Here is a 21311-nt window from a genome sequence, read left to right as displayed (position 1 = left end):
ATGTGCTGTTAACGCGGAGTGGACTCAGTACACCGCTCCGTACTCCGGCGGGGTCAGTCACCGAAACCATGAAGGAGTTGGCTGGCCAGGCCAGGCATCTTGTAGATTCGTATGAACGGGGGTCATCGGTAACCTCTCCGTTTTCCTGGAGAAACGCAGGAAACACCGCGGAGACCCCGGCGTGCGCCCCTTGTGCGCCCTGCTCCGGGCGCCTCCCGCACATCCCCAAGATCCATCGTAGGTTTCGAGACAAAGAACGGCGGCGACGAGATGCGGCTGCGCGCACTGCTGGACACCGACGCGCTGGGCCTGCGGCTGCTCGGCGGCGAGGACGAGCTGGACCGCTCGGTACGCGGTGTCATGACCACCGACCTGCGCGACCCGAGTCGCTACTTGTCCGGCGGTGAGCTGGTGCTCACGGGACTGGCCTGGCGCCGGGACGCCGACGACTCCGAGCCGTTCGTGCGCACCCTCGTGCAGGCCGGGGTGGCGGCCCTCGCGGCCGGCGAGGCCGAGCTGGGCGACGTGCCGGACGACCTGGTGCTGGCCTGCGCGCGGCACCGGCTGCCGCTGTTCGCGGTGCACGAGTCGGTGGCGTTCGCGACGATCACCGAACACGTCGTCCGGCAGGTCTCCGGCGAGCGCGCCGGGGACCTGGCGGCCGTGGTGGACCGGCACCGCAGGATGATGACCTCGGGCCCGGCGGGCGGCGGCCCGGACGTGGTCCTGGACCTGCTCGGCTCCGACCTGGACCTGCGCGCCTGGGTGCTCTCGCCCACCGGCCGGCTGATCGCCGGCTCCAAGGCCACGGCCCCGGCGCTGCCCGCCGAGACCTGCGCGAAGCTCGCCGCCGAGCACCTGGCCGCCACCCGCACCGGCCGGCGCGGCCCGCACCGGTTCCCGCTGGGCGGTGCGACGTACTCGCTCTTCCCGATCCGCTCCTCCGGCCGCTCCCCGCAGGCCTCCCGCGACGTGCGCGAGACGGTGCTGTCGGACTGGCTGCTGGCCGTCGAGGCGGACGCCGGCGACTGGCCCGAGGAGCGCCTGGACCTGCTCCAGGGCGTCACCCAGCTGATCGCGGTCGAGCGGGACCGCCGGGACGCGGCCCGCACGGTCCGGCGCCGGCTCGCCCAGGAGGTGCTGGAGCTGGTGCAGACGGGTGCCGCGCCCGCCGAGATCGCGGCCCGCCTGCGGGTGGCCGCCCCGGTGCTGCTGCCCGGGCTCGGCGCCGCCCCGCACTGGCAGGTGGTCGTGGCGCGCGTGGAGTGGGACGGCGACGGCGTCGAGGGCGGCCCGGTCGCCCAGTCCCTGCTGGAGGAGGTGCTGGTCGACCCGCTGGCGACCGGCCCGGAGCCGTCGGACCGGATCGCCGTGGCACACACCGGCGACGAGGCGATCGCCCTGGTCCCGCTGCCCGCCGTCTCCTCCGAGCACGACGGCTCCGAGACCGGCCTGCTGGCCGACGCGCTGCTGCAGTCCGTGCGGGAGCCGCTGTCGGCCGGCCTCGACGGCGACGGCCGGCTCACCCTCGGCGTCAGCGCGGCCGTGCACTCGGCGGAAGGGCTGCGCGGCGCCCTGGAGGAGGCCCGGCACGCCCGCCGGGTGGCCGCGGCCCGCCCCGGCCGGGTCTGCGCGGCCGGCCACCAGGAACTGGCCAGCCACGTCCTGCTGCTGCCGTTCGTCCCCGACGACGTCCGCCGCGCCTTCACGGCCCGTCTGCTCGATCCGCTGAAGGACTACGACCGCCGGCACCGGGCCGAGCTGATCCCGACCCTGGAGGCGTTCCTGGACTGCGACGGCTCCTGGACCCGCTGTGCCACCCGGCTCCACCTGCACGTCAACACCCTGCGCTACCGGGTGGGCCGCATCGAGCAGTTGACGGGACGGGACCTGTCGCGCCTGGAGGACAAGCTGGACTTCTTCCTCGCGCTGCGCATGAGCTGAGGTCAGTGGGGGCGCGCGGCGGCCAAACCCGGTCACGCCCCCGCCCCACGACTTTGTGAAATCTTTCACCCACCCTCTTGGCCCGGCGCCGCGATCAGTGCTGGAATGCGGCCACCACTCAACAGCTCGATGGCGTGCTCGGGGAGGGCAACGTGGCGCATACCGCCATGTCTGGTAACGGAACGACCGCCGGTGACGATCCGCTCCAGACCGCGGTGTGGCGGCTGCGCTCGCGGGCCTGCTGGGCGGACGCGGCGGCCCTGCTGCCACCCGACACGCCCGGGTCGGCCCTGCAGCGGGCCACGCTGCTGGTCGAGCGGTGCCTGTACACCGAGCGGGGCTGGGAGGACGCGGAGGACGCCCTGCGGACGGCCGAGGCGCAGGCGCACACCGACGAGGAGCGGGGGGCCGCCGCCTGCGAGCGCGGCCAACTCGCCTACGCGGCGACGCTGCACGGGGTGCGGGACCGGGCCGACGAGGCGCGGGCCGCGCTGGGCCGCGCGGCGGCGCTGATCCCTCCGGGGGCGGCGGGGCGGGCCCTGCTGGACTTCCGCCGGGGGCTGCTCGCCGAGAACCTGACCCGCTCCCCGCAGGCGGCGCGGGCCGCGTACCGCCGGGCCCACGCGGGCGCCGCCGCGCACGCGGACCCGTTGCTGCTGTCGTTCACCTGGCGGCACCTGGCCGGACTGGCCCTGCGGGACGGCGAGGTGACGGAGGCCCGGCACGGGTTCGCCGAATCGCTGCGCATCCGCGAGGAGTTGGGCTACCTGGTGGGCACGGCGCCCGCGCTCGCCTCCCTGGCCGACGCGGAGTCCGAACCGGAGGCCTCACGCCTGCGCGAGGAGGCCCGCCGGCTGTTCCGGCTCCTGGGCGGCGTACCGACCTGGCTGGCCCGCCAGTTGGCCCCGCCGGCACCGGGCGCCGCCACGGCCTGACGCCCGGCCTCCGCCAGACGCTCACCGGCACCGGAGCGTCGCGGGCCCACGACGCCCTGCGGGAAGCCCCCCCCCGGAGGGGGAACAGCGGGGCTCGGGGTCGTCTCGGGGTACGGGGCCGTGACGATGCGCGGGACCGTGACGATGCGCAGGGCCGTGACGATGCGCAGGGCCGTGACGATGCGCAGGGCCGTGACGATGCGCAGGGCCGTGACGATGCGCGGGACCGTGACGATGCGCGGGACCGTGACGATGCGCGTGACCGGCCGGTACCTCGATGCGCGGCCGCGCCGCGTGAGCACGACCGGCCGGGACCGGCCCGCACCCGCCGGGGGGGCGACCGGAACCGGGGCGGAGCCGCCCCGCTCAGTTCGCGCCGGCGAAGTGCTCCCCGACGAGCGCCCGCACCACGTCCAGGTCCCGGTCGATCAGCACGTCCAGCAGGGCCACATGCTCCGCCGCGTGAGCACGACCGGCCGGGACCGGCCCGCACCCGCCGGGGGGCGACCGGAACCGGGGCGGAGCCGACCCGCTCAGTTCGCGCCGGCGAAGTGCTCCCCGACGAGCGCCCGCACCACGTCCAGGTCCCGGTCGATCAGCGCGTCCAGCAGGGCCACATGCTCCGCCGCGTCCGCCACCAGCTCGGCCCGCCCGTGCCGCACCGGTCCCCCGACCAGCGGCCACTGGGCGCGCCGGTGCAGGTCCTCCGCGATCCGGACCAGCTGCCCGTTGCCCGACAGGCCGAGCAGGGCCCGGTGGAAGGCCCGGTCGGACTCCGCGTACGTCGCCGCGCAGCCGGAGGCCGCCGCGCGGACCGTCTCCTCCGCGAGCGGCCGGAGTCCGGCCCACCGCTCGGCCGGCACGGTGCGGGCGAGCCGCAGCATCACCGGCACCTCGATCAGCGCCCGGACCTCCGCCAGTTCGGCCAGCTCCCGGGTCCCCCGCTCCACGACCCGGAAGCCGCGGTTGGGCACGACCTCGACGGCGCCCTCCAGGGCCAGCTGCTGCATCGCCTCCCGCACGGGCGTCGCCGAGACACCGAAGCGCTCGCCCAGCACCGGCGCCGAGTAGACCTCGCCCGGTTTCAGCTCGCCCGCCACCAGCGCGGTGCGCAGCGCGTCCAGGATCTGCCCGCGCACCGAGGACCGCTGCACCGGGGACCGCTGCGCCGAGACCTGTGACACCGGCAGCCACGGCTGCGGGATCGGCGGCTCGCTGTGGGTGTGCTCACCCCGCGCCCCCGGCGACCCCTCGCCCCGTTCCCGGACGCCGTCCGGGGCGGCCGGCACGCGCTGCTGCCGCGGCACCCGGGCCACGCCCGGCGCCCCGCCCTCCGGTACGCCCGCCCCGGCGGAACCCTGCACGCCCTGCTTCACGGGTCCTCCCGGCGGCTTGTCGGTACTTGGGGTCATTAACGACGGCTTGTCACTTGTCCGTCAAGCACCTTAGGGGCACCGGGCGGGACTTCCAATTCAGGCACGAGTTACTAAGGTTAGGCTTACCTGCGTCGCCCTGACCGTGATCAAGGATCGGTGGTTCCGTCATGCCCGCCGCACCCTCGCCCCTCGCCGCCGCCTACGACCGCCTCACCGCGGCCTGCCCGGGCCTGGCCGTCACCGAGCTGGACCCGCACGCCCCGGCACCCGGGGGCGGGGCCTGGACGGGCGCCGCGGGGCTCGCGGCGGGCGGTGCGGAGCTGGACGCCTTCCTCGCCCGGGACGAGGCACAGGTGCTGCGGGACCACGGCCGGCGGGCCCGCCCCGACGTCGTGGCGAGCTTCGGCCTGCACCGCTACGCCTGGCCCGCCTGCCTGCTGATCACCGTGCCGTGGTTCCTGCTGCGCCGGGTGCCCCGGCTGCCCGTGACGCATGTCTCGTACGACCGCGCCGCCGGACGGATGGCCGTGCGCCGTCCGGTGTCGTTCTCCTGCCTGCCCGGCGACCCGGCGGCGGCGCTGCCGGGCGCCGTCGTCGTACCGGACGAGGAGGCGCTGCGGGCCGAGGTGCGGGCGGCGGCCGCCGAGCACCTGGAACCGGTGCTGGCCGCCTTCGGGCCGCGGATGCGCAGGCGCGGGCGGGCGCTGTGGGGCATGGCGACGGACGAGATCGTGGAGGGGCTCTGGTACGTCGCCCACCTGCTCGGCGAGACCGAGGAGCGGCGGGCCGTGCGGGAGCTGGAGCTGCTGCTGCCCGGCTCGACCCGGCCGTACGCCGGCTCCGCCGCGTTCCGCGTGCTGACCGGCCCGGACGGCGAACCGCTGCCCACCCGCGACCGGGTGAGCTGCTGCATGTTCTACACCGTGCGCCCCGAGGACACCTGCGTCACGTGCCCGCGCACCTGCGACGCCGACCGGATCGCGAAACTCACGGCTGCTGCGGCGGCTTGAGGGACCGTCAGGGAAGGAGCACGCCCCCGACCCGCTAAGATCGCCGCGGTCCCGGACAAGTGATTCACACCTTCCTCACCCGCCACGGGAACTTTTCCGGGAACCACCCGTACGGGTAGTCTTATTCGAACTCAACTCCCGCCCCTCACGCGGCAGTTCGAGCAGAACGCCGCCTCGGGCATCCCCTTGCACGTTATTGGCGGCCTCTTGCCCCGAAACCCCCTGAGGGCCGTCGGGAGTGGGCCACTATGGCGGGCGTTACGCCCTATCCCAATGCAAGGGACCCCTGATGAGACTGACCGACATATCGCTGAACTGGCTGCTTCCGGGCGCCGTGCTGCTCCTGGGGATGCTGGCGGCGGTGGCGGTGCTCGCGCGCGGCAAGCGCACCTCCGGGGAGAGTGCGAGTGCCGACGACTCGTGGGAGCGCAGCGAGGAGCGCCGGCGGCGCAAGGAGGCCGTCTACGGCACCGCCTCCTACGTGCTCCTGTTCTGCTGTGCGGCGGTGGCGGCAGCCCTGTCCTTCCACGGCCTGGTCGGCTTCGGCGAACAGAACCTGGGGCTGACCGACGGCTGGCAGTACCTGGTGCCGTTCGGCCTGGACGGCGCGGCGATGTTCTGCTCCGTGCTCGCGGTGCGCGAGGCCAGCCACGGTGACGCGGCCCTCGGCTCCCGGATGCTCGTGTGGATGTTCGCCGCGGCGGCCGCCTGGTTCAACTGGGTGCACGCGCCCCGGGGCGCCGACCACGCGGGCGCGCCGCAGTTCTTCTCCGGCATGTCCCTGTCGGCGGCCGTCCTGTTCGACCGGGCGCTGAAGCAGACCCGCCGGGCCGCGCTGCGCGAGCAGGGCCTGGTGCCGCGTCCGCTGCCGCAGATCCGTGTGGTCCGCTGGATGCGGGCCCCCCGCGAGACCTACCGGGCCTGGTCGCTGATGCTCCTGGAGGGCGTGCGCAGCCTCGACGAGGCGGTCGAGGAGGTCCGCGAGGACAAGCGGCAGAAGGACGAGACGCGGCAGCGGCGGCGCGACCAGGAGCGCCTGGACCGGGCCCAGCTCAAGGCCATCAGCCGCGGCCACCGCGGCTTCGTCGGCCGGACCGTCGGCCGACAGGTCGAGGTCGAGGTGCAGGCGGTCGAGCGCGGCCCGTCCCCGGCCACCGCGGAGCCTGCCATATCTACCGCGGAGCAACTGCCCGTACGCGCGCGTCCCTCCCTGCAGCCGGTCCGGAGCGGGTCTGAGCCGGTGACCGTCGACCTCACGGCGGAGGACGACACCATGGCCCTGCCACGCCTGGACTCCCTGGAGCGCAAGCTGAAGGACCTCGAGCAGCAGTTCGGCTAGCCCGGCCGATACAAGGGCTCGATCCGGGCCGGGGGCGTGACCACGCGGGTCACGCCCCCGGCCCGTGTCCGCCGCTCACGCGGCCTCGGCGCCCAGCTCGAACCAGACCGATTTGCCGACCCCGTGCGGCCGTACGCCCCAGGCGTCCGCGAGGGACTGCACCAGCACCAGGCCCCGGCCGTGGGTGTCGTCCTGCGCGTCCGGCGCGCGCAGCTCGGGTCTGCGGGCCATGAAGTCCCGTACCTCCACGCGCAGTCCGCCCGGTTCGACGACGGCCGTGAGGACCGCCTCGTCGTCGGTGTGGAGCAGCGCGTTGGTGACGAGTTCGCTGGTGAGCAGTTCGGCGATCTCCGAGCGGCCCGGCTTGCCCCAGTGCCGCAGCAGTTCGCGCAGTTCCCGGCGCGCCTCGGGCACCGCCCTCAGGTCCGCCCGGCCCAGCCTGCGCCGGAACCGGTGCGCGTGTTCCGTGATGGTGTCGGCCTCTTCCCCCGCCTTCGCCGGGAACACCCCCATGGTCCCGGATCCGCCCCCTCGCGCCTGCCTCTTCATGACCCCCGCCCGCACGCCGCCGGTCCCTGCCCCTCCTGGTCGAACACGTTCACGGGGGATGCTTGCCCAGCAGGCTCCCGGGCAGTCCTGACCCCGGCCCGATGGCGGTCGGTTCGGCCACGGCCGTACGGTGTCCGGGCCGGCCGCCCGGCCGGGCCGCAGCCGTGTCCCGGGCCTCCCGCACACCCCTGGGCGCCCCCGACGCCCCGGTACGGCAGGGCAGTTGCGCCCGGCACCGGCTGTCGGCACGCCGTCACGTCCCGTGAAAGTGGCCGAAAATCGATCACGGGTGCGCCTCCCCGCGCGTGTCAGGGCCGGGGCACGTTGCGCAGGTTGGAGCGGGCCATCTGGAGCATGCGGCCGACTCCGCCGTCCAGCACGATCTTCGACGCGGACAGGGCGAACCCGGTGACCATGTCGGCGCTGATCTTCGGCGGGATGGAAAGGGCGTTGGGATCGGTGACGATGTCCACCAGTGCCGGGCCCTTGTGTCTGAAGGCGTCCTTCAGGGCCCCGGCGAGCTGCTTGGGCTTCTCCACCCGTACCCCGTAGGCGCCGCAGGCCCGCGCGACGGCGGCGAAGTCGGGGTTGGTGTTGGTGGTGCCGTACGAGGGCAGCCCGGCGACCAGCATCTCCAACTCGACCATTCCGAGGGAGGAGTTGTTGAACAGTACGACCTTCACGGGGAGGTCGTACTGCACGAGCGTCAGGAAGTCGCCCATCAGCATGGAGAATCCGCCGTCGCCGGACAGGGAGACCACCTGCCGGCGCCGGTCGGTGAACTGGGCGCCGATCGCCATGGGCAGCGCGTTCGCCATCGAGCCGTGCGAGAACGAACCGATGATCCGGCGCCGCCCGTTGGGCGAGAGGTACCGGGCTGCCCAGACGTTGCACATGCCGGTGTCGACGGTGAAGACCGCCTGGTCGTCGGCGGTCTCGTCCAGCACCGCCGCCACGTACTCGGGGTGGATCGGGACGTGCTTGTCGACCTTCCTGGTGTACGCCTTGACGACGCCCTCCAGCGCGTCGGCGTGCTTCTTCAGCATCCGGTCGAGGAAACGCCGGTTCGTCTTCTCCTTCACCCGCGGGATCAGACAGCGCAGCGTCTCCCGGACGTCCCCCCAGACGGCGAGGTCCAGCCGGGAGCGGCGGCCGAGCACCTCGGGCCGCACGTCGATCTGCGCGATCCGCACGTCGTCGGGCAGGAAGGCGTTGTACGGGAAGTCGGTCCCGAGCAGGATCAGCAGATCGCACTCGTGGGTGGCCTCGTAGGCGGCGCCGTAGCCGAGCAGCCCGCTCATGCCGACGTCGAACTTGTTGTCGTACTGGATGAACTCCTTGCCGCGCAGGGCGTGTCCCACCGGCGACTTGACCTTCTGAGCGAACTCCATCACCTCGGCGTGCGCGCCGGCCGTGCCCGCGCCGCAGAACAGGGTGACCTTCCCGGCCGTGTCGATCATCTCCACCAGGGCGTCGATCTCGGCGTCGCCGGGCCGGACGGTGGGCCGGGAGGTGACGAGGGCGCTCTGCGGGGCCTTCTCCGGGGCCGGTTCGTCGGCGATGTCACCGGGCAGCGCGACCACGCTCACCCCGCTCCGGCCGACGGCGTGCTGGATGGCGGTCTGCAGCAGCCGGGGCATCTGCCGCGGACTGGAGATCAGCTCGCTGTAGTGGCTGCACTCCTGGAACAGCCGGTCCGGGTGGGTCTCCTGGAAGTAGCCGAGCCCGATCTCGCCGGAGGGGATGTGCGAGGCGAGCGCGAGCACCGGGGCCATGGAACGGTGCGCGTCGTACAGGCCGTTGATCAGGTGCAGGTTGCCCGGGCCGCAGGAACCGGCGCAGGCCGCCAGCTTCCCGGTGACCTGGGCCTCCGCGCCGGCCGCGAAGGCGGCGGTCTCCTCGTGGCGGACGTGGATCCAGTCGATGGCGGCGTTGCGGCGGACGGCGTCCACGACCGGGTTCAGGCTGTCGCCGACGACGCCGTACAGACGGCGCACCCCGGCGCGGACGAGGATGTCGACGAACTGCTCGGCGACGTTCTGTTTGGCCATGACCGCCGTCTGCCCCTTCGCTGTCCGGGATACGACCCTGTCGTCCCATGAAGTCACAGGGGCGGCGGTTACGCCTCCCACACGGCCGCCGCCGTACGGTCGTCGGCGTACCCCTTCACCCGCACCTGCACGTCGGCGAGGAACGCGGCGAGACCGGGCGCGGCACGGCCGGACCAGCGGCGGGCCAGATAGGCGCAGAGGGCGGGTTCACCGCGCAGCGGCTCGGCCAGGCCCGCGCTGCACATCACCAGCGCATCACCCGGGTGGGCTACCGAGGCGCGGAACCGGAACGGTTCGCGGGGCGGCTCGGCGGGCGGACCCGCCTGCTCGAACGGGCTCGGTGGGGTCGGGATGCCGAGGTCCATGGTGAGCCGGTCGCCCTCGGGGGTCCGGTCCGGCCGTGTGCCGAGGCCGCCTTCGGCGGGTGCGCCGGCGGCGCCCGTGACGGGTGGCTGCGGCTCGATGTCCTGCCACTCGCCGTCCCGCAGCCGGAACAGCCCGCCCTCGCCGACGCCGAAGAACACCCGTGCACGGCAGTCCCGGTCGGCGGGCAGCAGCAGACAGCGCAGCCCCGCCGTGTACTCCTCGGGGTCGATGCCCTGCTCGGCCGCGCTCGCCCGGAGCCTGCCGAGGGTGCGGTCGGTCAGCCGGTGCAGCCCCGACTTCAGGTCGCCGCGCCGGCCCGCCCTCACGTCCGCCACGAGCCGCTGATGGCTGCGGCCGACGGCCCGTCCGATCCACCGGCACGCCTCGGCCGCCGCCAGGTGCGCGCCCGGCGTGCCCCGGGCGCCGGTCGCCATCGCGACCAGGACCAGCGCCTGCTCCCCCGTGCCGAACCGCGCGGTGAGCAGCGCGTCCCGGCGCGGCTCGCCCCGGTACCGCGCCGAGTCCCCGCGCAACGACACGGCCCGCAGCGTGCACGCCCCGTACCGGGCGCCGTCCAGGACGGTGTCCGCGACCAGCTCGCCCAGGTCGTCCGGGTCGGCGGCCGGGAGCGCGGTGGGTTCGGGGTCGTAGGTGGGGGGCCCGGAGCCGACGTAGTCGAGGGAGGTGGAGGGCGGGGGCGGCGGGATCGGCGGTACGGCCGGCGCGGGGGCGGACTCGGGCATCCCCAGGGGTGCGGTGAGCGGCGCGGGTGGTGCGGAGGGCGGCGCGGGAGGCTCGGTGGGCGCGGGAGGCGGGGTGACCGGTTCCGGCGGCTCGACGGGTGCCGCTCCTCCGGCCGGCGGGGCGCCGAGCGGGTCCGGGGCCGGGCGCTGGGCCGGCACGGACGGCTCCCGGGGCGGTGGTCCGCTGCCGCCGACGCCCTCCCCGCCGGTGTCCGGTGTCCTGTCGGGCGGCGGCGGCTCTGTCGGCCGTCCCGCCACCGCGCTGCGCGCCGAGCTGAAGCGGTCGTCCAGGGAATCGGGTGCGGCCGTCGGTCCGGTGTCCTCGGCGGAGTCGTCGTACAACTGCCCCCACCAGTCGTCGTCCCGACGGGCGGGACTTCCCCCCTGCTGGCTCATGTCCCTGATTGTCCACCGCACGGGCCGCGGGGAAACGGGGCATCGGGAAAATACGGCGCCCTCGCCCGCCTCGAACGGCGCATCGAGTGACGTCCCGAACTGCCGTACGACAGACGGTGGATGGCCACCGGGCGGGACGGCGGGTGTCCACCGGGCGAGACCGTGGGTGGCCGCCGGGCGGTCCCACCCCCCACGGGAGGACCGCCCGGCGGCATCCGAAGTGGCCCGGCCCCGGATCCCCTTCGTGTGTGCGCACACGTCCGGGCCCGGGCCACCGTCCGGGGACCGTGCCGCGGCGGGCACCGGTCCGATGGCCGGATCATGGCGTGTTTTCCCGGGACGCGGCCGTGAGCCGGCCGCACGGCCTCGCGTCCCGCGGTGCCGCCACCTTGGCAGACGCACCGTCGGTACGGCGATGATGTCCTGCGGCGGGTTTGCGCCGTGACCGCTTTCCGCCATCCGGTGGTGTTTCCGTCGAGGTGTTCCCAGGGGAGGGACGAGAGCCGATGCTGGCGGCGATAGGGCTGGACGAGACGCACGAGGCGGCGTACCGGGCGCTGGTGTCCGCCGGCGCGGCCGACGTATCCGATCTGGCGCGGCACCTGACGCTGGCCGAGCAGGACACCGAGCGGGCGCTGCGCGGACTGGAACGGCAGGGCCTCGCGGCCCGCTCCTCGGCGCGCCCGGGCCGCTGGGTGGCGGCCCCGCCCGGGGTGGCGCTGGGCGCGCTGCTCACCCGGCAGCGGCACGAACTGGAACAGGCCGAGCTGGCGGCGGCGGTGCTCGCGGAGGAGTACCGGGCGGCGGCGGCCGAGCCGGCGGTGCACGACCTGGTGGAGGTGGTGACCGGCGCCCCGGCGGTCGCCCAGCGCTTCCTGCAGCTGCAGCTGGGCGCGGCCGACGAGGTGTGCGCCCTGGTCACCGGCAACCCGGTGGTCGTGTCCGGCATGGAGAACGAGGCGGAGGAGCAGGCGGCCGGGCGCGGGGTGCGCTACCGGGTCGTGGTGGAGCGGGCGGTGCTGGAACTGCCGCACGGGCTCACCGAGCTGACGGCGGCGCTGGGCCGCGACGAGCGGGTGCGGGTGGTGGAACGGGTGCCGACGAAGCTGGTGGTGGCCGACCGCTCGCTGGCGATGGTGCCGCTGACCTCACGGACGGCGGAACCGGCCGCGCTGGTGGTGCACGCCAGCGGACTGCTGGAGCTGCTGTCCGGGCTGTTCGAGTCGGTGTGGCGGGAGGCGCTGCCGCTGCGCCTGGGCGCCGACGGGGTGAGCGAGGAGCGGCCGGACGGCCCGGACGGCACCGATCTGGAGGTGCTGTCGCTGCTGCTGGCCGGGCTGACCGACGCGAGCGTGGCCAAGCAGCTCGACCTGGGCCTGCGGACCGTGCAGCGCCGGGTGAAACGGCTGATGGAGCTGGCCGGGGTGTCGACCCGGCTGCAACTGGGCTGGCACGCCCGCGAACGCGGCTGGGTGACCCGCTCCTAGACGCCCGCCGGCCAGCCCGCGCGGTGCCCGTCGGTGCCGGCGGGCCGCCGGTCGGTCACCGGTGCGCGGTGAGCGCCGCGCGCACCGTCTCGGCGACGGCGGCCATGCCCGCGTCGTTGAAGTGCAGGTGGTCGCCGGGGTCGTAGGCCGTGCGGATGCGGGTCGGGTCGGCCGGGTCGCGCACGGCGGTGTCCGCGTCGGCGACCGCGTCGAAGGCGCCGCCGGTGCGGATGAAGGCGTTCACCTGCCGGCGTACGGCCTCGCCCGCGGCGGTGTAGGCGGGGAAGCCGCCGTACGGGGTGAGGGTGACGCCGACGACCCGGATGCCGCGGGCGTGGGCGCGGGCGACGAGCGTGCGGTAGGCGTCGGCGTAGGCGGTGACGTCGTCGGCCACCGGGGTGCCCTTGATGTCGTTGATGCCCTCCAGGACGACCAGCTGCCGGACCCCGGCCCGGTCCAGGGCGTCGGCGTCCAGCCGGGCGAGGGCGCGCGGGCCGACGCCGTCACGCAGCAGCCGGTTGCCGCCGATGCCGGCGTTGAGCACACCGAGCCGGTCCCGGCGCAGCCGCTCGGCGAGCCGGTCGGGCCAGCGGTGGTTGGTGTCGGGGGTGGAGCCGTTCCCGTCGGTGAGGGAGTCGCCGAACGCGACGACGCTGCCCGCGGCGGTGCCGAGGACGTCGACGCCGGTGACGTAGTACCAGCGGCTGATGGTGGTCGTGTACGCGGTCCCCGCCTCGTCGGCGGCCCGGCCCGCGCCGGCCGGGGCGATGTAGCTGGTCTGCAGGGCGGTCTGGTGGAAGGTCGCCAGCCCGTCGTCGTCGGGGGTGTACACGGTGACGAGGAGGTCGGCGCCCGCGGCCACGGGCAGCCGCACCGGGTCGGAGACCGTGTCCTCGCCGGGCGGGACGGTGACGGTGGCGGCGCCGCCGAAGGTGGCGGTGTGCAGGGTGCCGGGCTCGGCGCCGGGGCCGGCGGCCCAGCGCGGGGCGACGGTGACCGCTCCGAGCCGCAGCGGCCTGGTGCCGAGCCGGTTGCTGAGCCGGACCCGCACGGCGGTGCCGCCGACGCTGAGGTGGACGACGTTGCGGACGGCGGCGCCGGGCAGCGCGGGAGCGGTTCCCGACGGGGCCGTCTCCCAGCTGCCGGTCCAGCTCGGCGGGGCCGCCGGTGCGGCGGCGGCCGCCGTCGTCGTGCCCGGCAGCGCCGCCAGCAGGAGAACCGCGAGAACCCGTCCGACCTTGGCCATGTGTACGCCGCCCTTCCGCGCTGCTCGTCGGAGGCGACCGTGCCACACGGCGGAGCCGCGCCCCCGGAACCCCGGAAAGGGTCCACCCGCTCGGCGCAACAGGGGGTGAGGCGCGGGCCGGACCAACGCACCGTCGGCAGGCCGCGCTCGGCGGTGTCCATGAAGTCCAGCACCAGGCGGTTGGTCCGCTCCGCGTGGTCGATCTGCGGTCCGTGACCGGCGACGCCCTCGCCGCTCAGCCGTTCATCAGGGACCCCGACGCCGCGGAGGCCACGGTGACGGCGCTGCTCGGGCAGGCGGCGGATGCCGGTCTGCTCCGGGACGGAGTGGATCCCGGGGCCGAGGCGGCCGGACTGCTGGCCCGGTCCGCGGGGCTCGGCACCGGCGTCCTGGTCGGCCGGCGCAGCCCGGAGTCGGCCACCGGCGTGCTCACCTACCACCTGGACCGCGTCTTCCTCCCCCAGCCGGCCGGCGCGCCCCCGCGGCACCGGTGGCCGGCCTTCCGCCGGAACACCCGCGGCACCCCGGTCGGCGGCCCGTTCGCACCGGCCGCCGGGGGACCGCAGCGCACGCGGGGCGGCAGGGTGCACCGGGCGGCCCTCCTGCCACTCGGGACCCGCGCGGGGCGCGTGCCGGTCGACGCGGGCGGGCTCACCGGGGCCGGCGGGCTCACCGGGACGACGGCTCCGTCCGGCGCCGGCGCCGTACGGCGGCGCGGCCGGACGGTTCACGGCCTCCCCCGCCTCCCGGCCCGGCACAAACAAGGCAGGACCGGCACCCACGCTCACCCACCGCGCGCCGATCCACGCACCGCCCTCACCCCGGCCCCGGCCCCGGCCCCGGCTCCGGCTCTGGATGCGGCTCCGGCTCTGGATGCGGCGCCGGCGCCGTACGGTGGCGCGGCCGGACGGTCCACGGCCTCCCCCGCCTCCCGGCCCGGCACAAACAAGGCAGGACCGGCACCCACGCTCACCCACCGCGCGCCGATCCACGCACCGCCCTCACCGTGGCTCCGGCTCCCGGCGCCGTACGGCGGCTCGGCCGGCACGGCCTCCGTACGGCAGCGCGGTCTGGATCAGGGCGCGGCCGTCACCAGGGGCGCTCTCCCGCCACCCGCAGGTGCTGCACGGCGTACGACCGCCACGGCCGCCAGGCATCGGGGACGTCGGCGCCGGGCGGGGCCACGTCCGGGTCGCCGAGGGCACGGGTCCGGAGGGCGGCGACGGTGGCCGGGTCCATGCCGGGCAGGGCCAGCAGGGTCTCCTGGGCGTCCTCCCGGTCGGCGCCCGGGTCCAGCCGCAGGGTGCCGTCGGCGACGGCCGCGGCGAGCGCGCCCAGCGGGCCGTGGGGCTCGGCCCCGCGGCGAGGACGGCGGCCTCCGGGAAGAGGTGCGTCAGGCTGCCGCAGGGCGCGTCGAGCGCCTTGCCGTACCGCCGCACCAGCGCCTGGGCGCCCTCCCGGCCGGCCAGGGCGCGCACGGCGGGCTCCAGCGGGTCCACGGCACCCGGCGAGCGCAGCCCGGGCCGAGCTGCGACCAGCCGGGCGAGCCGGGGATCGGCGCCGAGCCGCTCGTCGACGGCGTACGGATCGGCGTCGAGGTCGAACAGCCGGCGCAGCCGCTGCACGGCGGTGGTGAGGTCCCGGGGGTCGGTGAGGTGCAGCCGCGCGTCGAGCCAGCCGCCCGGTCGGGTACCGGTTCCGGCCCGCGCGGTCCGTACCGGCTCCTCGACGGCGACCAGCGCGGTACCGTACGGCAGCCGCAGGGTGCGCCGGTAGGTACGGCCGCCCGGCGTCCCGGACACCTCCTCGACCCCGGCCACCGCCTCCCGTTCGAGCTGGTCGAAGACGGCGGCGGACTGATAGGGGCCCCGGTGGGCGAGGCGCAGCGGGATGCCCGCGGCCGGCGTGGCCCGGCGGGCGCCGCGGCCGCGGGGGGCGGCGGCCCGCACCTCGGTCGGTGTCGCGTCGTACACCTCGCGGATCGTGTCGTTGAACTGGCGCACGCTGGCGAACCCGGACGCGAAGGCGATCTCGGTGACCGGCAGGTCCGTGGTCTGCAGCAGCACCCGCGCGGTGTGCGCCCGCTGGGCCCGGGCGAGCGCGACGGGCCCGGCGCCCAGCTCTGCGGTGAGCTGCCGCTGCACCTGCCGGGCGCTGTAGCCGAGCCGCGTGGCGAGCCCGGCGACGCCCTCACGGTCCACGACGCCGTCGCCGATCAGGCGCATGGCCCGGCCGACGACGTCCGCGCGCACGTTCCACTCCGCCGAGCCCGGCACTGCGTCCGGGCGGCACCGCCGGCAGGCCCGGAACCCGGAGCCCTGCGCGGCGGCGGCCGTCGCGAAGAACCGCACGTTGCGCCGTTTCGGCGTCACCGCCGGGCAGCTGGGCCGGCAGTAGATCCCGGTGGTCTCGACGGCGAAGAAGAACGCTCCGTCGAACCGGCCGTCCCGGCTGCGCACGGCCTCGTACCTGGTGTCCTCGTCCATCACGGTTCCAGTGTGGGACGGGGACCGAGGGCCGGGCCAGCGGAAATCGGACATGCACCCGGCCCGCGTCGCCGGCCGTCCGCCCGGGCCCGGCGGTCAGCCCGTCAGGGGGTCAGGGGGTCAGGGGTCAGGCCGTCGGCGGGCCGGCCCGTCACGTCCGATGCGCTTCACCATGTCCGCCTCGCCTCCGTCGGGTTACCTCCGGCGCCCGCGCTTGGCGTCCATCGCCGCCCGCCCCTCGGCGCCCTTGCGCTTCCACTCCCGCCGCAGCTCCGCACGGACCCTCGCATCGGTCTTGGCGACGATCCACTGGTTCTCGCGCATCAGCTTGCGGTAGCTCTCCAGCCGCCGTCCGGGAAGTTCCCCCTCCTCGACGGCGGAGCGCACCGCGCAGCCCGGCTCGCTCTCGTGCGCGCAGTCGTGGAAACGGCACCGCCCGGCCAGTTCCTCGATCTCGGCGAACACCTGCCCGACGCCGCTCCCGGCGTCGTACAGGCCGACGCCCCGCAGCCCGGGGGTGTCGATGAGCACGCCGCCGGTGGGCAGGGCGAGCAGGTTGCGGGTGGTCGTGGTGTGCCGGCCCTTGCCGTCGATGTCCCGGGCGGCCCGTACGTCCATGACGTCGTCGCCGACGAGGGCGTTGGCCAGGGTGGACTTGCCCGCGCCGGACTGGCCGAGCAGCACGCTCGTCCCGGAGCCGACGAGGCCGGTGAGCACGCCGAGCCCCTCGCCGTGCAGGGCGCTGACGGTCAGCACCGGCACGCCGGGCGCCGTGGTCTCCACGTCCTGGACGAGGTGGCCCAGGGTGACCGGGTCCGGTACGAGGTCGGCCTTGGTGAGGACGACGACGGGCTGCGCGCCGGACTCCCAGGCGAGCGCCAGGAAGCGCTCGACGCGGGCGAGGTCCAGCTCGACCGCGAGGGACACGGCGACGACGGCGTGGTCGACGTTGGCGGCGAGGATCTGCCCGTCGGACCGCTTGGAGGAGGTGGAGCGGACGAAGGCGGTGCGGCGCGGCAGATACGCGCGGACGTAGCGGGGGTTGCCGCCGGGGTCGACGGCGACCCAGTCGCCGGTGCACACCACCCGCATCGGGTCGTGCGGGGTGACGAAGGCGGTGTCGGCACGGACGACCCCGCCGGCCGTCATGACGTCGCACAGGCCACGGTCGACCCGTACGACACGGCCGGGCAGGAGGCCCTGCTCGGCGTACGGAGCGAACTCCGACTCCCAGACCTCGTCCCAGCCATAAGGGGCGAGCGGGTGCGACGAAGTCGAAGTCGGATGAGCAGAGGAAGACAAGGGGTGACCCTTCACATGGGTGGCCCCGGCACCGTGCCCTCGGACACGGAACGAAACGGGTGAGGTCAGCCGGCGGCCACAGGGGTGGACTTGACGAACTTTCGGATGCGGGCAATGCCCGTCACAGCGACAGTCATCGGTCAACACCTCCCAGGAGACAGCCGGCGGACAGCGGCGCTACGGAGCGGCCGCGGGAACGAGCACGACCCTAGCCACCCACCGCCACGAGGCACCAGCGGTTTTTTCAGCACGGCACCTCGGCATGGCGAGGTCGCTCCGGCGCGCGGTCGGTGATGCGATCAGGCGGTACGGCCCTGCCAGTGGTCGTGGCTGGCTCGTACCGCGTCGAGTTCCGCATCGCCCGGGGGCGCGATGGACTCCCAGTCGGCGACGATCCGCTTCAGCAGGGCGCAGGCTCGGCCCGGTTCGCCGGACTCACCCGTCGCGGCGGCGTACGCGTGCCGGTAGAGCAGTGTTTCGCGGTGGGTCGGGCCGAGTTCCCTCACCGCGTCGGTGACGATGTCCTCGAAGAGGCGGACCGCCTGCGCCACGCGCCGAGGGCGTCCTGTGAGCCCGAGCGCCTTGACCTGCTCGGCGAAGCGTGCGCGTGCGAGCAGTCCCTGGCCGGTGCATGCCGTCCCGTGGGCGGGATTGCGGGCCAGGGCGAGGTCGCCGCTGGCACCGAAGGCCCGCTGCACGGGGGGCGGGAGGCCGGCGCCGGGAAGGATGACGGCGAGGCGGCGATAGATCGTGGTGAGGTCGAGGTGCTCGGGCTCTTCCGGTACGCCTTCGGTCAGCAACCTCAGCAGCTCGCCGGTGAATCCGGTGTACTCCTGGCTCTCGGGGCTCAGCGCCTTCCTGTTGCGGCCCACCGCGGTCAGCAGATGAATGTCGGCTGCTTGCGGGGCATCGAGGGCCCGGCCGGCGGAGCAGCAGTCGATGACGGCGACTTTGTGCGCGGCCCGTACCCGCCGCATGGCCTGGAAGACGGCGGCGACCGGCAGTGAGGTGTGCTCCGTGCTCTTCTCGTCGTCCACCGAGCCGGGCAGAGCCAGGCACAGCCGCTCGTCCTCGCCCAGCATGCCGTGCCCCGCGAAGTAGAAGAGACACAGGTCGAGTTCATCGCCGGCGGTGGCCGGAAGCAAGGTCAACGCATCGGCGGGAACCTGCGGGTCGATCCGGCAGTGCACGGCGCTGGGGTCGAGCAGACCGAGCGGCCCGGTGAGCGCGGCGGCGAGGCCGGCGACGTTCGCCACCGCCTGCGGAAGCGGTGGCAGCGTGCTCGGCACGACATGGGTGGCCGTACCGATCAGCACCGCGGCCGACCTCGGTCGGCCCGGGAGGAGCGGAGGCCATCCCCTCGGGATCACGACGCCCCGCTCAGCTCCGGTCACCGGGGTACAGGAACTGCCGCATCTGCTGCTGTACGGCAGCGGCTTCCTGCGCGGTGCCCGCCGACAGCTCGATCCGGGTGCCGTCCGGCCTGGTCACCTTGAAGCTCACCCGCCGGGACCTGGCCCGCTCGGTGACCCAGACGGCGAGCCCGCCGACCAGAGCGTCCAACAGCGGGCCCACGGCGCTCAGTACCTCCGCGGCATCCGCCACACCGCCCTGTTCGCCCGGTGCGGGCGGCACCATGCGGAGCCGGGTCGAGCCGCTCAGGTCCTCGTCGTCGTTCAGCCACTTGGCGAGGGAGCGGGCGAGTTCGTCGGCCTCGTTCACGTGGCCCACGAACTCGAAGACGATCGTGTTCAAGAAAGGTCTCCTCCTCGGAATGTCGGAGCGTGCGGGTCGCCTTGTCCGGGCACGGTGGCCGGCTGTTCCCGTGCCGCACCGCCCCGACGGGCCGTGGCGAACAGCGCCGGACGGCCCGGGATCTCATAGGGGAAACGAAAGGCGGCCGAAGCCTGCGGCAGGTCGACCAAGTCGGCCAGGACCCTCTCCCGCTCACCCAGCGGCTGAGGCACCTCCTGCCGGTAGGTGGCGTCCAGCCAGGTGCGGTGCAGGCCGGCGACGTTGGCCCAGGCCTGCGCGGTCTCATGTGCGGGGACCACTCTGGCCACTGCCCTGCCCTCGGCCGTGGCGGCGGGAGGACAGACCGTGGCCGCCACCAGCTCGGCAAGGTGCAGTGGGACCGTGGCCGCGGCGGCCAGCGAGATCCGCATCCGGTAGGTGCGGCCGGACAGGGTGCGCAGCGCATCCTGGTAGAGCGACGTGGCCCCCGGCGCGAAGGGGTCGGGCGCTACGTACTGCTGGAAGACGGGGTTCGGCCGGCCCGGCTGGGAGAGCCTGCCGTATTCCCGGGTCAAGAAGCGCACGTAGGAGACCAGGTCCTGGGGCGGTGCATAAGGCTCGACACACACGCCGATCACCGTCGGAGTCTCTTGGCGGGCCAGCGCATCCCACACCGGCTCCCAGCTGACCGCCTCCCCGACGAGTGGGGCGACCGCCACCCCGAGGGGGAAATCAGTGTCCCGGCGGCTCAACCAGGCCCAGGTGACGAGCTTGCGCACCTCGGCGAGACCCAGCGGGGCTCGCTCGAAGGGCACGAGCGCCGCGTACAGTTCCCCGGTGTCCTCGATCGGCTCGGCACGCACGTGGCGGGGAGCGATCGCCAGGGTGGCGCGCAGGGCGCCGACGGCGGCCGCGGCCGCGGCGGCATCCGCTCCGTACGCCCGGCACAACAGAGTGCAGGAGACGCCGTCCGCGGGCGAGTTGCTGTACCGGATCTCGAAGCTGCGCCCGTCGGGCCTCCAGTGCTGTGACAGCCAGACCTGTTCGAGGGAGGCCGCCTCGATGCGCCGCTGGGTTTCCGGCAAGCCGACGAAGGCGCCGTTCTCGGAGATGGCCGGTTCCGGTTCGAGCCGCAGCCCGGCCCAGGCCCAGGCTCCCCCCGGACCGGCAGAGACGAGTGTGCTCATTCGCCGTTGAGGTGCCCGGCATCCGCACCCCACTGTGGACGCCCTGGTTGTTCCGGGAACTGCCCGACGCCCGGGGAGACGGTCGGTGGGGCGACCGGGGAGACGGTCGGTGGGGCGACCGGGGGCGGTGGGACATGCCCCGGAAAGGGCTGACGGACATGCCCGGGCCCCTGCGGCACACTCTCGATGGCGACCATCAGCCCTTCACGGCACGCCAGATGGACGGCCTCGCGCATGGCGCGGGCTCCTTCGCTGCGCAGCATCTGATGCTCGATACCGTTCTCGCCCCTGAAGCTGCGCACCAGGTCGCCGAGGAACTGGCCGACGAGTTCCGTACCTCGGCGTGAGCGCCACATCATCCAGCCCAGATAGAGACTGCTGCCGTAGTTGAACACGGAGACGTAGGCCGTGTACGAGCGCTCGCTGAGCGTCATCCGGGTGCCGAAGCTTCTCGGAGAGATCGGGTAGCCGCGGGTGCCGAGGGTGCCCGCGATCGTCGCGTAGACCGTTTCGGCCCGCTCGTAGCGGTCGGCGAGCAGTACGCGCCACTCGCCCACAGGCTCGGCCACCCTGGACACGAGCAGCACGACCCAGAAGGCGGCGAACGCGGCCAGCGACGCGAACATCAGCAAGGCGGTGGCGCTGCCGATGCTGTTCGGGGGCTCTGCGTCATTGCCGAGGGAAGGGGAGGAGGAGGTCGCCCACTCACCCAGGCCCGACAGCAGGAGGACGCAACCGATGTAGCCGGGGACCAGGTAAACGAGGAACGAGATAACGGCGGCCCGCAGCCACAGCCGGAAAATGATCTTTCCGTCGACGCTCTCGTTGAGGGCCATCTCGATGTGCTGGTGGCGCAGAGTCTTGTCGAGATACGCGGCATTGCCGTCACCGCCCCGCCAGCCGGGAAGCGGCGCGCCGTCACCAGTGATCACGGATGGCCCCCGAGACCGCCACGACGAACCGAGCCGCCGTGCCCGGCATCCGACGAATGCGTGGACTCCCTCGTCCTTGTCACCATGACTCCCGTGCTCTCCCTTTCCTGCTCGTGAGATTTCCCTGCGGACGGCCCGACGGCCGTCATCCGCACACGCCTCCGCCGGTCCTGCTCAGCGGAGCGATTGACCTTGAGCTTGGGAGACGGCGAGGGTTGTTCGCCACTC

General features: G+C 74.4%; 15 protein-coding genes and 1 pseudogene. 5 read left to right on the top strand and 11 right to left on the bottom strand.

The features are described 5' to 3' along the window. Positions 1-270 precede the first annotated feature (270 nt). Positions 271-1944 carry a PucR family transcriptional regulator ligand-binding domain-containing protein gene (locus AB0N17_RS27845; RefSeq protein ID WP_366014255.1) on the top strand — a complete coding sequence of 558 codons (1674 nt, stop codon included), beginning with the start codon at positions 271-273 and terminating at the stop codon, positions 1942-1944. A 152-nt stretch (positions 1945-2096) separates the two neighbouring features. After that, complete coding sequence (locus AB0N17_RS27840) at positions 2097-2879, top strand: hypothetical protein (RefSeq protein WP_366014254.1); 783 nt, start codon at positions 2097-2099, stop codon at positions 2877-2879. A gap of 533 nt (positions 2880-3412) precedes the next feature. On the opposite strand, the gene AB0N17_RS27835 is transcribed toward AB0N17_RS27840, so the two are convergent. Then, positions 3413-4255 carry a GntR family transcriptional regulator gene (locus AB0N17_RS27835; RefSeq protein WP_366014253.1) on the bottom strand — a complete coding sequence of 281 codons (843 nt, stop codon included), beginning with the start codon at positions 4253-4255 and terminating at the stop codon, positions 3413-3415. A 167-nt stretch (positions 4256-4422) separates the two neighbouring features. On the opposite strand from AB0N17_RS27835, the gene AB0N17_RS27830 reads away from it, so the two are divergent. Beyond that, positions 4423-5265: a (2Fe-2S)-binding protein gene (locus tag AB0N17_RS27830; protein WP_366014252.1), complete on the top strand. Its 843-nt coding sequence runs from the start codon at positions 4423-4425 to the stop codon at positions 5263-5265. A 289-nt stretch (positions 5266-5554) separates the two neighbouring features. Next, positions 5555-6604 carry a DUF2637 domain-containing protein gene (locus tag AB0N17_RS27825; protein WP_366014251.1) on the top strand — a complete coding sequence of 350 codons (1050 nt, stop codon included), beginning with the start codon at positions 5555-5557 and terminating at the stop codon, positions 6602-6604. A 75-nt stretch (positions 6605-6679) separates the two neighbouring features. Here AB0N17_RS27825 and AB0N17_RS27820 read toward each other — a convergent pair whose 3' ends face one another. The 3 genes from AB0N17_RS27820 to AB0N17_RS27810 all read right to left on the bottom strand — a co-directional run bounded on the left by AB0N17_RS27820 (position 6680) and on the right by AB0N17_RS27810 (position 10709). Continuing rightward, positions 6680-7117: an ATP-binding protein gene (locus AB0N17_RS27820; protein ID WP_366014249.1), complete on the bottom strand. Its 438-nt coding sequence runs from the start codon at positions 7115-7117 to the stop codon at positions 6680-6682. A 344-nt stretch (positions 7118-7461) separates the two neighbouring features. Continuing rightward, entirely contained in the window at positions 7462-9204 is a 1743-nt protein-coding gene (locus tag AB0N17_RS27815; protein WP_366014248.1) for a pyruvate dehydrogenase, read from the bottom strand. A 68-nt stretch (positions 9205-9272) separates the two neighbouring features. Then, positions 9273-10709, bottom strand: a complete 1437-nt coding sequence (locus AB0N17_RS27810; protein ID WP_366014247.1) for a protein phosphatase 2C domain-containing protein — start codon at positions 10707-10709, stop codon at positions 9273-9275. A 506-nt stretch (positions 10710-11215) separates the two neighbouring features. On the opposite strand from AB0N17_RS27810, the gene AB0N17_RS27805 reads away from it, so the two are divergent. After that, complete coding sequence (locus tag AB0N17_RS27805) at positions 11216-12196, top strand: helix-turn-helix domain-containing protein (RefSeq protein WP_366014246.1); 981 nt, start codon at positions 11216-11218, stop codon at positions 12194-12196. A gap of 55 nt (positions 12197-12251) precedes the next feature. On the opposite strand, the gene AB0N17_RS27800 is transcribed toward AB0N17_RS27805, so the two are convergent. The 7 genes and pseudogenes from AB0N17_RS27800 to AB0N17_RS27770 all read right to left on the bottom strand — a co-directional run bounded on the left by AB0N17_RS27800 (position 12252) and on the right by AB0N17_RS27770 (position 21083). Then, a complete protein-coding gene (locus AB0N17_RS27800) occupies positions 12252-13442 on the bottom strand; it encodes an SGNH/GDSL hydrolase family protein (protein ID WP_366014245.1) in 1191 nt (396 codons plus the stop codon). A 1089-nt stretch (positions 13443-14531) separates the two neighbouring features. Then, positions 14532-15928 (bottom strand): annotated as a pseudogene (locus AB0N17_RS27795) (AlkA N-terminal domain-containing protein). Positions 15929-16123: 195 nt separating this feature from the next. Next, complete coding sequence (gene rsgA, locus AB0N17_RS27790; RefSeq protein WP_366014244.1) at positions 16124-17230, bottom strand: ribosome small subunit-dependent GTPase A; 1107 nt, start codon at positions 17228-17230, stop codon at positions 16124-16126. Positions 17231-17529: 299 nt separating this feature from the next. Beyond that, complete coding sequence (locus AB0N17_RS27785) at positions 17530-18546, bottom strand: caspase family protein (protein WP_366014243.1); 1017 nt, start codon at positions 18544-18546, stop codon at positions 17530-17532. Between the two features lie 64 nt (positions 18547-18610). Then, entirely contained in the window at positions 18611-18985 is a 375-nt protein-coding gene (locus tag AB0N17_RS27780; protein WP_366014242.1) for a hypothetical protein, read from the bottom strand. Continuing rightward, positions 18982-20151, bottom strand: coding sequence for a hypothetical protein (locus AB0N17_RS27775; protein ID WP_366014241.1), 1170 nt, complete (start codon positions 20149-20151; stop codon positions 18982-18984). The genes AB0N17_RS27780 and AB0N17_RS27775 overlap by 4 nt, the downstream gene beginning before the upstream one ends. After that, complete coding sequence (locus AB0N17_RS27770; protein ID WP_366014240.1) at positions 20148-21083, bottom strand: hypothetical protein; 936 nt, start codon at positions 21081-21083, stop codon at positions 20148-20150. The genes AB0N17_RS27775 and AB0N17_RS27770 overlap by 4 nt, the downstream gene beginning before the upstream one ends. Positions 21084-21311: the final 228 nt, after the last annotated feature.

It is taken from the genome of Streptomyces sp. NPDC051133 (genome assembly GCF_040682635.1).
In the GTDB taxonomy this organism is placed as follows: Bacteria; Actinomycetota; Actinomycetes; order Streptomycetales; family Streptomycetaceae; genus Streptomyces.
The sequence above is the reverse complement of the archived record's forward strand: the minus strand, read 5'-3'. Positions and strand labels throughout refer to the sequence as shown.

Bases quoted from the DNA above. Each gene is read 5' to 3' on its own strand.
- AB0N17_RS27845 (WP_366014255.1), top strand. From the start codon at position 271: ATGCGGCTGCGCGCACTGCTGGACACCGACGCGCTGGGCCTGCGGCTG.
- AB0N17_RS27830 (WP_366014252.1), top strand. From the start codon at position 4,423: ATGCCCGCCGCACCCTCGCCCCTCGCCGCCGCCTACGACCGCCTCACC.
- AB0N17_RS27825 (WP_366014251.1), top strand. From the start codon at position 5,555: ATGAGACTGACCGACATATCGCTGAACTGGCTGCTTCCGGGCGCCGTG.
- AB0N17_RS27820 (WP_366014249.1), bottom strand. From the start codon at position 7,117: ATGGGGGTGTTCCCGGCGAAGGCGGGGGAAGAGGCCGACACCATCACG.
- AB0N17_RS27815 (WP_366014248.1), bottom strand. From the start codon at position 9,204: ATGGCCAAACAGAACGTCGCCGAGCAGTTCGTCGACATCCTCGTCCGC.
- AB0N17_RS27810 (WP_366014247.1), bottom strand. From the start codon at position 10,709: ATGAGCCAGCAGGGGGGAAGTCCCGCCCGTCGGGACGACGACTGGTGG.
- AB0N17_RS27805 (WP_366014246.1), top strand. From the start codon at position 11,216: ATGCTGGCGGCGATAGGGCTGGACGAGACGCACGAGGCGGCGTACCGG.
- AB0N17_RS27800 (WP_366014245.1), bottom strand. From the start codon at position 13,442: ATGGCCAAGGTCGGACGGGTTCTCGCGGTTCTCCTGCTGGCGGCGCTG.
- AB0N17_RS27775 (WP_366014241.1), bottom strand. From the start codon at position 20,151: ATGAGCACACTCGTCTCTGCCGGTCCGGGGGGAGCCTGGGCCTGGGCC.